A 13840-nucleotide genomic window follows, 5' to 3' on the forward strand; every position below is an offset into this window, starting at 1 on the left:
TTTTTTAAACTCTTTTTATAGGTTTTTTGGCTTTTCTCCTTACCACTTTGGTAGGATTTTCAGTGCCATTTTTAGGGGGTTTTTGTTTGTAGTAGTGTAGACAGCTTTCTATGTAAAAATCTCCTTGATTCCTGATAAGCCCTGCTACATTATCGTTAAACCATATCTCAGCTAAGTTAGCTTTTAGATATTTTGATATATCATTGCTGTTTCGTTTGAAATCTATGTTGATTTTACGCTCTTTTAAAAACTTTGAAAAGGCGTTGAGCATTTCTTTGGGCACTTTGTATCCCCCTATGAAATAAGACTTTTGTGGCTTATGGTTCTGAGAAGGGTGACTGTCTAAGTATTCAAACAAAAAGAAGTTCGTAAGTCCTGAATTTAGCACTTCATTTACCATATAGGTTTCCGGTTTCATATCTACTGGTACATATACATCTGGGTAGATACCACCACCACCATACACTACTTTTCCTTTAGGAGTTGTAAACTTTAAAGAATCGGGGACTGTAGCATTATCTATTTGAAAGCTTCTGCGCTGGTGACGCAAGTTGTAGGGCTTTTGTATAGAGCGTCCTGTTGGAGTGTAGTAGCGAGCGGTAGTAAGGCGTACTGCCGAACCATCAGGTAGAGGCATTTCGCTTTGTACTAATCCCTTGCCGAAAGTTCTACGTCCTACTATCACACCTCTATCGTTATCCTGTAAAGCCCCTGCTACAATTTCACTAGCTGAAGCGCTATTTTCATTGACAAGTACAAATATAGGTTTATTTTCGAATAACCCACCAGCAGTAGAATAGGTTTCTTCTATTTCTTTGCGATTATTTTTGGTAAATACAATCATCTTATCCTTTGCTAAGAACTCATCGGCTATCTGAATTCCAACATTGAGGAAGCCGCCAGAATTATTACGCAAATCTAGAATTAAACTGTTAATACCTTCTTTTTCCAAAGCTTTAAGTGCTGAGTCAAATTCGTCATTAGTAGTTTCGGCAAACCTATTCATACGTATATAGCCTAAAGTATCATTTACTTTGTAAAAACAATCAATACTTTTAATAGGAATAAACTTTCGCTCAATACCTATCTTAAAAAGACTATCTTTACTTTTTCGGTAAATAGTTAAATCTACTTTTGACCCCATTTCTCCTTTGAGAATATTTTTGATTTTATCAGTATTTAAGTGTTTTTTAAACAAGGTATCTTTCCCTGCTATTAAAATACGGTCACCAAAACGAATACCTTTGTGCATTGCATCACTTCCCTCAATAGGTTTGATTACGGCAATGGTATCTTTGTACATATAAAAGCTAATACCCACACCTACGAACTTACCACTCATCGTTTCGGCTACCTCTTGGATATCACTTTTAGAGATATAAGTGGAGTGAGGATCTAATTTGCGCAAAATACTGTTTATTGTGAGGTCTACAATACTATCGGTATTTACTTTATCTACATAGTCCTCTTCTATATAATCGATAAGTCTGTTTAATTTCACTTTATAAGGATTCTCTTGCACCGTATCTATATCAGTAATAGGCATAGGTACAGGTGGAGGAGGCTTGGGAATGTAGAAATTCGCAAGCTGTCTTCCTAAAACAAGTCCTAATGCTAAACTTAAGCCTATAAATATGGGGAGTATGTAGTGTTTGTTTTTCATCAAATAATTTTATTTACCAAAGGCAGTAATCCCCTGTTTTATCCATTTGTAAAACTCATCGGGGTCATCGGTATCAAGGGTATATCCTATTGGGTCTACTAAGTTCTCTCCTTGGAGATTCATCAGCACGTAAAAGGGCTGTGTATTGGCTTTGTAATGGAGGGTTTGGAACTCACTCCATTTTTGTCCAATGGTTTTTATCATCTTGCCTTCTCTAATTTGTGAAGGTCTCACTTCGCTTTCAGGTAGTGGACGTTTATCGTCTACGTACAACGAAATTAATACCACTTCATTTCTGAGAGCATCGAGCACTTGAGGGTTAGGCCATACATTTTGTTCCATTTTGCGGCAGTTTACACAAGACCAGCCAGTAAAGTCTAACAATACGGGTTTGTTCACTTGTTTGGCATAAGCTAATCCTTTTTCATAATCATCAAAAGTAACGATATTGTGAGGTTTGAACAAGTGCGCTCCTTCAGGGAGAGCACCTTCATCTACACTGGCACTACCTCCGTCAGCGGTATAGCCTACACCGTAAGGCGATTCGCTATAATGTTGCGGAGGAGGAAAAGCATTGATAAGGTTGAGTGGTGCCCCCCATAACCCCGGAATCATATAAATTGTAAAACTAAGAGTTAATAAGCCTAATAGCAGGCGACCTACTGAAATACGGTCGGTGGCATCGTCGTGAGGTAAACGTATTTTTCCAAAAAGGTAGAGCGATAAGGCACCAAAAACTGCAATCCAAATAGCGATAAATACTTCGCGTTCTATCCAGTGGTATTGCAATACCAAATCAGCATTAGAAAGGAATTTGAATGCTAAAGCCAATTCTAAAAATCCCAATACCACTTTCACGGTGTTCATCCAACCACCTGATTTAGGCAAGGAGTGCAACCAACCAGGGAAGGCTGCGAACAAGGCAAAAGGCAAGGCTATTGCCAATGAGAAGCCAAACATACCAATAATAGGAGCGATCCCCCCTTCGGAAGCAGCTTGTACTAACAAAGTACCTACAATAGGACCTGTGCACGAGAATGATACGATAGCTAACGCCAACGCCATAAAGAAGATACCTATAAAACCACTGCGGTCGGCTTGAGCATCTACTTTGGTACTCCACGAGCTGGGCAAAGTAATTTCGAACGCTCCTAAAAACGAAATGGCAAATACTACCAATATCAAGAAAAAGATGAGGTTGAACCAGAAATTACTTGCTAAAGCATTCAAAGCATCTGCACCAAAGATAGCAGTAATAGCTGAGCCCAACAATACGTAAATCACAATAATAGAAATACCATAGATCACAGCATTCTTCACACCTTTAGCTTTAGTTTTGCTCTGTTTGGTAAAATAACTCACCGTCATAGGAATCATTGGGAATACACAAGGAGTGAGCAAGGCAGCAAAGCCAGAAAGAAAAGATATAAAGAATATTGTCCACAGACCTTGACGTGAGATAGGGGTAGAAGTGGGAGCTTTTGTTGTTGTAGTTTGACTTACGATAGTTTTAGGAACTGTATTATTACTGTCGGTATTATTACCAAAAGTAAACTGAGGAGTTACCACTTTGCTTGCAACGGGAGCTCCCGAAAGGAAAAACTCTAAATCTACTGTGTCAGGAGGCAAACAGTTGCTATCGTCACAGCTCATAAACTCTACCGTTGCTTTTATAGAAGTTATAGGTTTTACTATTTTGATGCGTTGTTTGAACACAGCTTGATTGTGAAAATAAGCAATTTCCATATCAAAAACCTTGTCGTGCTTTTGTATAGGTTTACTTTCTTCGGTCTTACCCATAAGCTCGAAGTTTGCGCTTTTTTCAAAGGCAAAAGAGGTAGGAATAGGTCCTTTAGGCGGAATGTTTTGTGCATAGAGCTTCCACCCAGCCTCAATGGAAGCTGTTGCTACCAAATAATATTCGTTATCGCTGATTTTTTCAACCGCTGTTTTCCATTTTACAGGGTTATGTATTTGAGCATTTGCTATTGCTACAAGTACTACGAATATCAGTGTTATTATTTTCTTCATTCGTTATTGAGTTTATGAGTGATAAATTTTAGAGTGCAAAATTACAACAAAATAATGATATATACAACATTTAAAAATCTCTCAAATTTTCAAATATTTCTTCTTTTTCTTTTAAGGTCAGTGAAGTGAGTTCTCCCAAGATATTGAAAGCATCCCAAATCTCTTCTCTTTCCAAAGTGTCGATATGATGTTTCTTGTCGATTTCATTAAAAATGGCTATGAAATTTTCTAATGTTTTCAAAGCTTCTTCCTTGTCTTTGTTAGCTGATAGTTTTTTATATGCATCGGTATATGCCCTCATTGCTTTTTTAGCTACCGAAGGTTTAGTGCCATCTCTGCCATCCCAATTTCTTAAAGGATTATCTAAGTTGGCTTTTATCCATTCATCAGTACGGACTTGTTTGATGTCCAGCTCATCAATGCCTTTAAACTTTTTTTTAACCTTATCTGCTACTACTTTGGGTACAGACCATAAGGTAATAGAGCTCAAATTAGGCATTTCTGTTTTCTTTACAAAACTGTCAAAATTATAAAGATTTGAAAGCCAAACTGATTCCAAGTGCTGAAACTTAACCAAAGCCTCTATATTTCTTAAAGAAGCATTCTTTCCGTTAATCATCAGGAATTCTAAGTTAGGGAATGTGTTGGCTATCTCAGCTATATCTACACAATAATTTTTATCAGAAAATATTCTTAGTTCTCTCAGATTGTGAAGTCCTTTGAACTTTAGAAATCCACTATTGAAATCATATAGACAAAGGTTTAAAAGTTCGCCTTCAAAAGGGCATACTATTTCTTTGAGTGTTGAAAAATCTCCAAATAAAGAAAGTGATTGCATATAACTGTTTAGCACTATTTTATCAATATTACTATTGTGTATACTTAACGAATTTGTGCCACTTGTCGAAACATCTACCACAGCTTTATCTGTTCCTTTAAGCTCTAACTCACTTACTTGTTGTTTTTCTTTCAGAAAAGATTGCAATTCAGCATCGAAAATACTACTTTCTATCTTATACAAAAGCGGATTTTCTTTCAGTGCATTTGTATAAAAGTCCTTAGATTTATTAGCAGTAATCTTTAACTTTGTGTTTTGAGGTTTCTTTGCCTTAAAATGCTTTTTAAAATCTTCTGGTAACCGATTCCATTGGTATTGCAAAGAAAACTGCTCCATAGTCTCTGTGCTTATGTATCCATCAGGTGGGGTATCTATAAGAGGGGTATTTCCAATGAGAATAGGATTGAAAGCAAGTAATGTATCGCCATTGATATAAAAGTTTTTCTTTTGCCAATAGTGATGGTCAAAAACAAAATATTTTGCATTTTTTAGAGCATCAAGCGTTGGCACTTCTTTGGTCAAAGCATTTAAGACAATAGCTATTGTTCCTTTCTTGTCATCTTTGAGAACAATTTGTACCGACACATAAAAACCCCACCTTTTCAAGTAAAAAGAAAATATATCACCTATTTTTAGCTCGCTTATGTTTTTCATAACAATGGGATTAAAGGTTAAATGAGTTTGAAAACATCCTCTTAAAGAGAAAGTCTTGCCATATAGAAACCATCATAACCCGATTGATGCGCAAAAATCACTTCCTCAGCTTCTAAGCGATACTCTTTTCCTGCTTCTGAGGCTAAGAATTTTTCTATTTGTTGTTGGTTTTCACTAGGCAATATAGAACAAGTAGCATAGACAAGTTTGCCTCCTTTTTTTAGCAATTTACTGTACTGTTGTAAAATTTCTTGTTGAGTAGTGCGTATTTCGTCCAAGAATTCAGGTTGCAATTTCCATTTTGCATCTGGGTTACGGCGCAGTACGCCGAGTCCGCTACAAGGGGCATCAATGAGTACGCGGTCGAATGTGCCGTGCATACGTTTGAGCTGTTTGGGTTCTATGAGTTTAGTTTCTATGTTAAAAACCCCGTTACGTCGTGCCCTGCGTTTGAGCTCTTGTAATTTCTGTTCGTAGATATCCATCGCTATAATCTGACCTTTGTTTTGCATTAGGGTAGCGAGGTGTAAGGTTTTACCTCCTGCTCCAGCACAAGTGTCGATTACACGTTTCACGTTGCTATCTATCATCATAAAAGGAGCTACTTTTTGAGAGGAAGCATCTTGTACCTCAAACAGTCCATCGGCAAAGGCTTGGGTTTTAAAGATATTGCTGCGTTCTACTAACTGCAAAGCATCGGGGTAATTGCGCAAAGGATAAGTTTCTACTCCTTCTTGTCGCAAAAACTGTTGCAAGTGTTCTAAAAAAGTTTTAAGGGTATTCACACGCAATACTACGGAAGCTAAACTGTTAAGGGCGTGTAATTCATCTGTCCACAACGTTTCTCCTAATTCTTGTGCGCCCAAAGTATCTAACCAGTCGGGTACTGATTCACGTAGTTTTCTCACCTTAGAGAGTTCGTCGAACTTGCCTTTGATACGGCGGGCAGGAGTATCTTCAAAGTAGTTTCCCCAATCGGGCAAGGCAATACTTTTGAGAGTCGCCCATACAGCAAACATACGGCGTAGGTTGTGCACTGTAAAGGGTTCGTACACTTCGGCAATCTCGGCATAAAGTCGTTTCCAACGCACAATGTCGTAAATAGTTTCGGCAATAAAAGCCCTATCGCGGGCGCCCCAACGCTTGTCTTTTTTCAGTTGTTTTTCTACTGCCTTATCGGCGTATTGCCCTTCGTTAAAAATAAAGGTAAGTCCCTCTATTACGGCATCTACTAAGTTTCTGTGTAATTTCATTATACTAAAAATAAGACGGTAATTTTTGTATTACCGTCTCTTTACTTTATCTTTTTGAAGGGCGAATTACAATTCGCCCCTACAATATGATGCAAAAGTAACTTTAATAATTATTTGATTAAAAGAGCTGTGCAGTAAAGGTAAACAAGAAGTTACCGTAAGTTGATTTTATTTGAGCATTATCGGTAAGTATTGTTTCGTACATTTGGTATAGGTTTGTTTGTTTAGCAATGTCATAAGACGCATCTAAACGAATACCTCCTAAAGTAACTCCTGCTCCAAACGAATAGCCAGTGAGGTCGCCTACCGTAGCCACCTTTTTGCGATATGGACTTTGCTCGTAACGATAACCTCCACGAAGGCTTACGTAATTGGTAGTTTCACCCGTTTTAAATGGAATACGAAACTCAGTTCCTATGCGTACAGTAGAGGTTTCTCCTAACTGATTTTCTATAACATCATTTTCAGCATTTTTTGCAGCAGACCTAAAGTGAAGATTTTTATAATCTTTATAAATATAATCTACACTTAGCATAGCATATCTACCAAATAAGTAAGCTGCACTTGCTGTCCAACTGCCTGGTGTACGAAATTTGTAGTCAGGAAGAGTAACAATCACTCTTGGATCTGCATAATTAGTACGGTTGTTAGTACTTAAATATTGTGTATACTCTTGATTAAAGGTATACCACGTAGGAGAAGTATAAGTTACTCCTAAGCGCAAGCTTTTAGTAGCTTTTACTATAGCTCCTAACTGAAAAGAAAATCCACTACCTGTAGTAGTATAATCATTTTCAAAATAAGCATTTGTTATAGTAGAAGTGCTTGCGTAAGTTTCCCAATGTGATAATTTGTCCTTTTGATTGATACGATGTGCATTTAGGTTAAGTCCTAAGTATAGAAAATCTTCGTATTGAGTTGAAAAATTAAAATTATACTTTGATACACCTCCGCTGGTAACACGCTCAAATCGTTGGTCAGCTCCGTTACTTACATTCTTATCATACTGTGTTTCTTGCAAAATAGCATCTGCAACAGCATCAGAATCTGTTGGTTTAACCTCATCTCTTCCTATGTGTGGACGAATAAGCCCTACATAATGCCCTAAGAGTGCATTTCTATAACGGAAAGCTCTATCTCCTGCTAATCTTCCCATATCAAAATAAATATCTTGGAGAGTATTTCTCTCTATTACTCGTTTATTTTGATAGGTTTCTAATAACAAGTTTTGTTGCTTTATACCATCAGCAAAATATTTAAAATAATCTCCCAAATTTTTGTTTGCGCTTCCAGAAAATGAGAAGTTACTAGCATCAAAATTTTTAGTATTTTGGTAATTAAAACCAAAAGAGACTTTTCTCCATCCTGAAGAGCTAACTTCAATAGGAAATACAACTCCGAACTGATTAATATTAAAGTCAGTATCTCTATTATTAGTTTGAGTACCATTATAAGTAATCTTATTTTTAGTAACATTACTTTGCAAAGTACCTCCTATTTGTGCTCCCGAAAAAACAGAACTTCCAGCAGGATTGATATTGATAGCTGAAAAGTCACCTCCTATAGCTCCAAAGGCACCACTCATTCCTTTAAAACGAGCTGTTCCTGTAAGGTCTTCTGTTGAATAACGCAAGGCATCTTTATAATTTTGAGCTGATACGTTATAGACTACCAAAGACAATATTGTAAATAGTATTTTTTTCATATAATTTTACTTTTTAAGTTAGTAATCTCTTCTTGTAGTACCAGCTCCTGAAGGTTGATTGTTACTTCCCCCAGAATTGCCACTTCCATAATTTCCTCCTGAGTTGTATCGACCGCTGTCATAACTTCTCCCTGAATCATACTGAGGGGAAGAATAACCCCGATTATAATTATTGTTCTGATTGTAGTTATTATTCTGGTTGCTACCGCGATACCTTCCTTCATCATAAGGACGACTATAGGTATTTCTTGAACGATTATCATAAGAAGGATAGTTTCTGCGATTATCATCACGAGGTGTGTCACCTGTGTATGATCTTCTATAACCTCTTTCTCTTACGCGATAATCGCTGTCATAGTATCTTCTGTCGTAATAATGGTCATAGTATCCACCATAAGGATAATATCCATAGTATGGGTATCCATAATATCCATAATAAGGATAGCCATAGTAACCGTAGTAAGGATAGTAACCTCCGTAGTAACCACCCCAATAAGGGTCGTAGTAATTACCCCAGCTCCAACCTAAGGAAAAGCTCCATCCAGAGCGATAAGGGCGATAGTAAGGGTAGTCGTAATAGCTATAATAAGGATACCAAGCTCCGTAGCCCCAATAGTTATTCCAGCCGTAATAAGGATTTATCCAACCGTTATTATATACATTTACATTCACGCGTGAAGGGTTACTGCCCCAACCTCCGTAAGAGGAGTTGCCTGTATAGGCATTGGAGCGATAGCTGTTCACATCAGTAAAATGTGTAAAACTACTATCAGTTTTTTGTTGATATTGTTGTGCCTTCTCACTGAAAAAATCCTTATATTTATTAGGGGTATAACGGTTTTCAGGAGGATAGTCATAACGTTCAGTATAGCTTTCTCTCTCCACGTATCTTACCCTTTCGGGTACAGGGTCGTTATAGATACCATCGGCATAGTAATAACCTACGCACGAGGTAAGTGCTAATGAGGCTACCAGACCTAAGGAGAGGTATCTCATCGTTTTTCTGAGGTTAAAATTCTTTTTCATCGTCAATCGTTTTTAGTTAATAGTGTGTAATTAATGGTTTGTGGTCAATGGTTAGTGCTTAATGAATGTAAATCAATTTCTGTGCCAAAATCTATCTACTTCTCACTCTTCACTTTTTACTTCTTTCAGTTGGGTACCCCAAAAGAGAACCTTTTCGCCAAAAGATTCAGCAGACTGTTGTAGGAGTTTAGGAATAGTGTGCTCAATGAAATACAATAACTGAGCGGGTGAAGTAGTTTCGTGATGAATGGCATAGTGTTTTTCAGGTACGTTTAATACTTTAAACACTCGTACTCTCTCTATGGCTTTATTAGTGTTTATAGTAGGTAAATAAACGTTTTGTAGCCATTCTTGCCACTGGGGGAATACCTCATCGCTTATCACCACTGTTAAATTATATACATACATTACCCATTTATTTTTTGCAAAGATAATAAATAATTCATAACTTTGCAACCAATTTATAAATAAATTAAAAACGTATGGCAAGTATTCGCAATTTAAAAAAGGACATTAACTACGTGTTGGGTGATATTATCGATGCAGTGTATTTCACAGGAAAGATGCAAACAGAAGGAGGTAAAGCTCTTGTAACCGAAATTCTCAACGATTTTGATACGCTTATCGATAAAGTAGCCGATAAAACAGTGGAAAACCGAGGCGCTCACCTCAAACAAGTGAGAAGAGACTTTGAACAAAAAGCAGGGGCTCTTATCGAGAAACTCAACGCATTACCATAAGTTAGAAATACAGCTTAAACACTGAAAAAGTTTATTTGTAAGAGTATTGCAAAATACCCTTATGGGGTTGCTTGTGTCTGTTTTTGAGAAAGAGATACAGAAGATAAGTTTGGCAAAAAGTATGCAATAAGCCCCATCAAAGGCAAGAAAGAACATAGTTTATAAACGAAGTCAATACTGGTTATGTCTATCAATTTGCCTAATACTGCCGAAGCCAATCCGCCCATACCAAAAGCAAAACCGTAGAAAAAGCCTGAAATCATTCCTATTTTCTGGGGCAAAAGCTCTTGTGAATAGACTAAAATAGAGGCAAAAGCCGATGAGATGATAAAACCTATCAGCACGATGAGTACTGCCGTAGTGGTAGCATCGGCGTAAGGCAACCAAAGCGCAAAGGGGGCAGCCCCTAAGATTGAAAGCCAAATAATAAATTTTCTTCCTACTTTATCACCTAAAAAACCTCCAATAAGTGAGCCCGCAGCTACTGCTCCTAAAAAGTAAAATAGGTATACCTGTGCCTCAGCATTACTAAATCCGAATTTTTTAATAGTATAAAACTGAAAGTAATTGTTGATAGCTGCTGTATAGAAGTTCTTGGAGAATACTAGCAACATCAATATAATCATAGAGTTGCGTATTTGTGCACGGGTGAGATTAGGCAACACTACAGGTTTTTTAGCTTTCTTTTTGAGCAATTTAAGCAGAATGCTACGCCATTTGCCTATGAGGAGCAGTATAAGCATTGCAAAGATAGAGAACCCTGCAAACCATATTAAATTGCCTTGATGACTTTCTTCTACGACTCGTCCGTCGATTACTTTTTTGCTGAACAATAGTAATATCACCAATAGAGGAGCTAAGGCTGTCCCAAAGTTACCACCCAACTGGAAAATAGCTTGTGCGAACGAGCGTCTGCCTCCTGAGGCTAAAAATGCTACTCTGGACGATTCGGGGTGGAATACCGATGAGCCTACCCCTATGAATACTACCGAGCACAGTATAGCTGTATAGCTACTCGCCAACGATAAACTCACGATTCCCATAGTGGTAAATGCCATTCCTAATACTTGTGAGTAGGGCTTAGGGTGCTTATCGGTATAATTGCCTACTAAGGGTTGCAATATAGAGGCTGATAGTTGGTAACAGAGTGTAATCACCCCTACTTGCGCCATTGTGAGAGCATATTTGCTTTGCAGAGCAGGATAAATAGACGGAATGACCCCTTGAATGAGGTCATTGAGTCCGTGTGCTAAGGCGATAAGCAGTAAAATGCGATATTGTGGTTTGTTTTCTTGATACATTTTAAGCGTAGAACAACTGTGTGAGTACCGAGTTAGAAAGGATAATCACTATACTTGTCCATACAAACGAAACGGTACTTGCTTTCCCAACGTCCAGTGCACCTCCTTTCATATAATAGCCGTGATAGGACGGGATAGTAGCCAAGAAGAAGGCAAATACTATCGTTTTGGTGAAAGCGTATATCATACTATAAGGTTTGAAGTCGTATTGTACTCCTTGCACAAATTCGGCAGAGGTGGTATAACCACTCATCACCGCTGAAGCCCAGCCTCCTAATACGCCTAAGTACATACCTAAGGCGATGAGAAAAGGCATTAACATTAGGGCTACTATTTTTGGAAATACTAGATAATTCACTGAGTTTACTCCCATAATATCAAGAGCATCAATCTGTTCGGTTACGCGCATCGTACCTATACTGGAAGTGATAAACGACCCTATTTTTCCTGCTAAGATGATAGCTGTAAAGGTGGGGGCAAACTCCAATACAATAGATTGGCGAGTGGCGAAACCTATAAGGTATTTAGGAATAAAAGGGTTATCGATATTTAGAGCGGTTTGTACTGCTACTACCCCTCCTACAAAGAAAGAGATAAAAGTCACGATACCTATTGACCCAAATATTAAATCGTCTATCTCACGCAAGATAAGGTCTTTCATTATCGACCAGCGGGTGCGTTTGCGAAAGACATCATAAAGCATTATAAAATAGCCTCCTACGGCTGCAATGTGTTTCATACGTTGTTTAAAAAGCGTTTATTAGTGTTTAAAATGTCGTACTCCTGTGAATACCATTCCCATTTGGTGTGCATCGCAATAATCGATGCTGGCTTGGTCTTTGATAGAACCCCCAGGTTGTATCACCGAACGGATACCTTCGTTGTGAGCGATTTCTACGCAATCGGGGAAGGGGAAGAAGGCATCGCTTGCCATTACTGCATCGTTGAGGTCAAACTGAAATTCTTTAGCCTTTTCAATAGCTTGTTTAAGAGCATCTACACGACTGGTTTGTCCTGTGCCACTTGCAATGAGCTGTTTATTCTTCGCCAATACAATGGTATTCGATTTGGTATTCTTACATATTTTAGATGCAAAAAAGAGGTCTTCGAGCACTTCGGCTGACGGTTTTACAGCAGTTACGTATTGTATATCTTCTATGCTATCGGTTTTGAGGTCTTTTTCTTGTACCAAATAGCCGTTGAGACACGAGCGCACACTTGTTGTAGGCATTTTGGCTTTCTTCTGTACTAAAATAATACGATTTTTCTTCTGTTCGAGTATTTTTAGGGCTTCATCGCTGTAAGAAGGTGCAATGATTACCTCAAAAAACAGCGAGTGAATGGTTTCGGCAGTAGCTGAATCTATCTTAGTATTAGAGATGAGAATGCCACCAAAAGCTGATACGGGGTCGCCTGCGAGAGCATCTTTATATGCCTCGTGTATCGTTTTGCGTGTTGCTACCCCACAAGCATTGTTGTGTTTCAGTATGGCAAAAGTAGGGTCGTCATCTACAAATTCAGCTATTAAGTTTACGGCGGCATCTACATCTAACAAATTGTTATAAGAGAGCTCTTTGCCGTGTAGTTTATCGAAAAGGGCATCGAAATTACCGTAAAATTCTCCTTTTTGATGAGGATTTTCGCCATAGCGTAATACTTGTCCGTCGCACTCGTTAATCGCTAAGGTAGGAATTTCTTCTGTTTGATTAAAATAGTTGAAGATAGCGGTATCGTAGTGTGAGGATACTCGGAAAGCCTTAGTAGCAAAGGAATGGCGCTCTTCCAAAGTAGAGCTACCGTGCTGTTCGTTTAAGATGTACAAAAGGTCAGCATATTGGTTTGCTGATGCCACACAAAGTACATCTTTATAGTTTTTGGCAGCTGCACGAATAAGCGAAATACCTCCTATATCTATCTTTTCAATAATCTCTTGCTCGCTGGCACCGCTGGTTACTGTTTTTTCGAAAGGATATAAGTCTACAATCACTATATCGATTTGAGGGATAGCGTATTGCTTCATTTCTTCAGTATCTTGTGCATTATCCTGACGGTTGAGGATACCTCCGAAGATTTTAGGGTGGAGCGTCTTGACACGTCCGCCGAAAATGGGAGGATAATCGGTGATAGATTCGACGGGAACTACCTCTACGCCTAATTTCTTGATAAAATCTTCAGTACCTCCTGTGGAGTAAATAGTAATTCCTAAGGTTTTCATTCTGTGAATGATAGGCTCTAATCCTGTTTTGTCGAAAACAGATATTAAGGCAGATTTAGCTTGTTTTGCAGTGCTCATTTGGAAAAAAGGTTTCATTTTAGGCTACAAAAATACTACTTTTTATCAATACCAAGCAAACAAAAGATTAAAAAAATGCCGATAATACCAGGAAATGAGAGAATTAGGAAATGAGGAAATGAGAAAATGAGGAAATGAGAAAATTAGAAAATTAGAGAATTAGGAAATGAGGAGCGAGGTTGAGTTAGAGGAATGAGGCTGTGCCTCAAAAATTTAACAAAATCAAGGCTACGCCTTGTAAACCAGCAGAGGGATTGTTAGTTTATTCAACTTTGCCCAAGTTTCAAACTTGGGCAAAGTTAGAGATGAAAAAGCGATGTGTTGGGACTGTTAGGA

Annotated in this window: 11 protein-coding genes; 1 reads left to right on the plus strand and 10 read right to left on the minus strand. The window is 38.0% G+C overall.

Translation table 11 applies throughout. The features are described 5' to 3' along the window. Positions 1-4 precede the first annotated feature (4 nt). The 7 genes from HMPREF9072_RS10720 to HMPREF9072_RS10750 all read right to left on the minus strand — a co-directional run bounded on the left by HMPREF9072_RS10720 (position 5) and on the right by HMPREF9072_RS10750 (position 9578). Positions 5-1663, minus strand: a complete 1659-nt coding sequence (locus HMPREF9072_RS10720; protein ID WP_009411738.1) for a S41 family peptidase — start codon at positions 1661-1663, stop codon at positions 5-7. Positions 1664-1672: 9 nt separating this feature from the next. Then, positions 1673-3694: a thioredoxin family protein gene (locus tag HMPREF9072_RS10725; RefSeq protein ID WP_009411739.1), complete on the minus strand. Its 2022-nt coding sequence runs from the start codon at positions 3692-3694 to the stop codon at positions 1673-1675. A 70-nt stretch (positions 3695-3764) separates the two neighbouring features. After that, positions 3765-5186: a hypothetical protein gene (locus HMPREF9072_RS10730; RefSeq protein ID WP_009411740.1), complete on the minus strand. Its 1422-nt coding sequence runs from the start codon at positions 5184-5186 to the stop codon at positions 3765-3767. A 41-nt stretch (positions 5187-5227) separates the two neighbouring features. Beyond that, the gene (locus HMPREF9072_RS10735) at positions 5228-6439 is read right to left on the minus strand and encodes an RsmB/NOP family class I SAM-dependent RNA methyltransferase (RefSeq protein WP_009411741.1); all 1212 of its coding nucleotides are present in this window, start codon (positions 6437-6439) and stop codon (positions 5228-5230) included. Between the two features lie 118 nt (positions 6440-6557). Beyond that, positions 6558-8144, minus strand: a complete 1587-nt coding sequence (locus HMPREF9072_RS10740) for an OmpP1/FadL family transporter (protein WP_009411742.1) — start codon at positions 8142-8144, stop codon at positions 6558-6560. An 18-nt stretch (positions 8145-8162) separates the two neighbouring features. After that, positions 8163-9170: a hypothetical protein gene (locus HMPREF9072_RS10745; RefSeq protein WP_009411743.1), complete on the minus strand. Its 1008-nt coding sequence runs from the start codon at positions 9168-9170 to the stop codon at positions 8163-8165. 102 nt (positions 9171-9272) lie between these two features. Next, entirely contained in the window at positions 9273-9578 is a 306-nt protein-coding gene (locus tag HMPREF9072_RS10750) for a DUF4286 family protein (RefSeq protein ID WP_051032656.1), read from the minus strand. 74 nt (positions 9579-9652) lie between these two features. Here HMPREF9072_RS10750 and HMPREF9072_RS10755 point away from each other — a divergent pair, with 74 nt between their 5' ends. Next, positions 9653-9910, plus strand: coding sequence for a hypothetical protein (locus HMPREF9072_RS10755; protein WP_009411745.1), 258 nt, complete (start codon positions 9653-9655; stop codon positions 9908-9910). Between the two features lie 59 nt (positions 9911-9969). Here the strand turns inward: HMPREF9072_RS10755 and HMPREF9072_RS10760 are convergent, their stop codons facing one another. The 3 genes from HMPREF9072_RS10760 to purH are packed head-to-tail and all read right to left on the minus strand — an operon-like array spanning position 9970 to position 13504. Then, positions 9970-11211: an MFS transporter gene (locus HMPREF9072_RS10760; RefSeq protein ID WP_009411746.1), complete on the minus strand. Its 1242-nt coding sequence runs from the start codon at positions 11209-11211 to the stop codon at positions 9970-9972. Position 11212: 1 nt separating this feature from the next. Continuing rightward, positions 11213-11950, minus strand: a complete 738-nt coding sequence (locus HMPREF9072_RS10765; RefSeq protein ID WP_009411747.1) for an ABC transporter permease — start codon at positions 11948-11950, stop codon at positions 11213-11215. A gap of 21 nt (positions 11951-11971) precedes the next feature. After that, a complete protein-coding gene (gene purH / locus HMPREF9072_RS10770) occupies positions 11972-13504 on the minus strand; it encodes a bifunctional phosphoribosylaminoimidazolecarboxamide formyltransferase/IMP cyclohydrolase (protein ID WP_034566421.1) in 1533 nt (510 codons plus the stop codon). Positions 13505-13840 lie beyond the last annotated feature (336 nt).

This window comes from Capnocytophaga sp. oral taxon 324 str. F0483, assembly GCF_000318315.2.
Taxonomy (GTDB): Bacteria; Bacteroidota; Bacteroidia; order Flavobacteriales; family Flavobacteriaceae; genus Capnocytophaga; species Capnocytophaga ochracea.

Excerpts from the sequence above, each read along its gene's own strand:
- HMPREF9072_RS10750 (WP_051032656.1), bottom strand. The coding sequence starts at position 9,578 with ATGTATGTATATAATTTAACAGTGGTGATAAGCGATGAGGTATTCCCC.
- HMPREF9072_RS10740 (WP_009411742.1), bottom strand. The coding sequence starts at position 8,144 with ATGAAAAAAATACTATTTACAATATTGTCTTTGGTAGTCTATAACGTA.
- HMPREF9072_RS10725 (WP_009411739.1), bottom strand. The coding sequence starts at position 3,694 with ATGAAGAAAATAATAACACTGATATTCGTAGTACTTGTAGCAATAGCA.
- HMPREF9072_RS10765 (WP_009411747.1), bottom strand. The coding sequence starts at position 11,950 with ATGAAACACATTGCAGCCGTAGGAGGCTATTTTATAATGCTTTATGAT.
- HMPREF9072_RS10730 (WP_009411740.1), bottom strand. The coding sequence starts at position 5,186 with ATGAAAAACATAAGCGAGCTAAAAATAGGTGATATATTTTCTTTTTAC.
- HMPREF9072_RS10760 (WP_009411746.1), bottom strand. The coding sequence starts at position 11,211 with ATGTATCAAGAAAACAAACCACAATATCGCATTTTACTGCTTATCGCC.
- HMPREF9072_RS10745 (WP_009411743.1), bottom strand. The coding sequence starts at position 9,170 with ATGAAAAAGAATTTTAACCTCAGAAAAACGATGAGATACCTCTCCTTA.
- HMPREF9072_RS10755 (WP_009411745.1), top strand. The coding sequence starts at position 9,653 with ATGGCAAGTATTCGCAATTTAAAAAAGGACATTAACTACGTGTTGGGT.
- purH (WP_034566421.1), bottom strand. The coding sequence starts at position 13,504 with ATGAGCACTGCAAAACAAGCTAAATCTGCCTTAATATCTGTTTTCGAC.
- HMPREF9072_RS10720 (WP_009411738.1), bottom strand. The coding sequence starts at position 1,663 with ATGAAAAACAAACACTACATACTCCCCATATTTATAGGCTTAAGTTTA.
- HMPREF9072_RS10735 (WP_009411741.1), bottom strand. The coding sequence starts at position 6,439 with ATGAAATTACACAGAAACTTAGTAGATGCCGTAATAGAGGGACTTACC.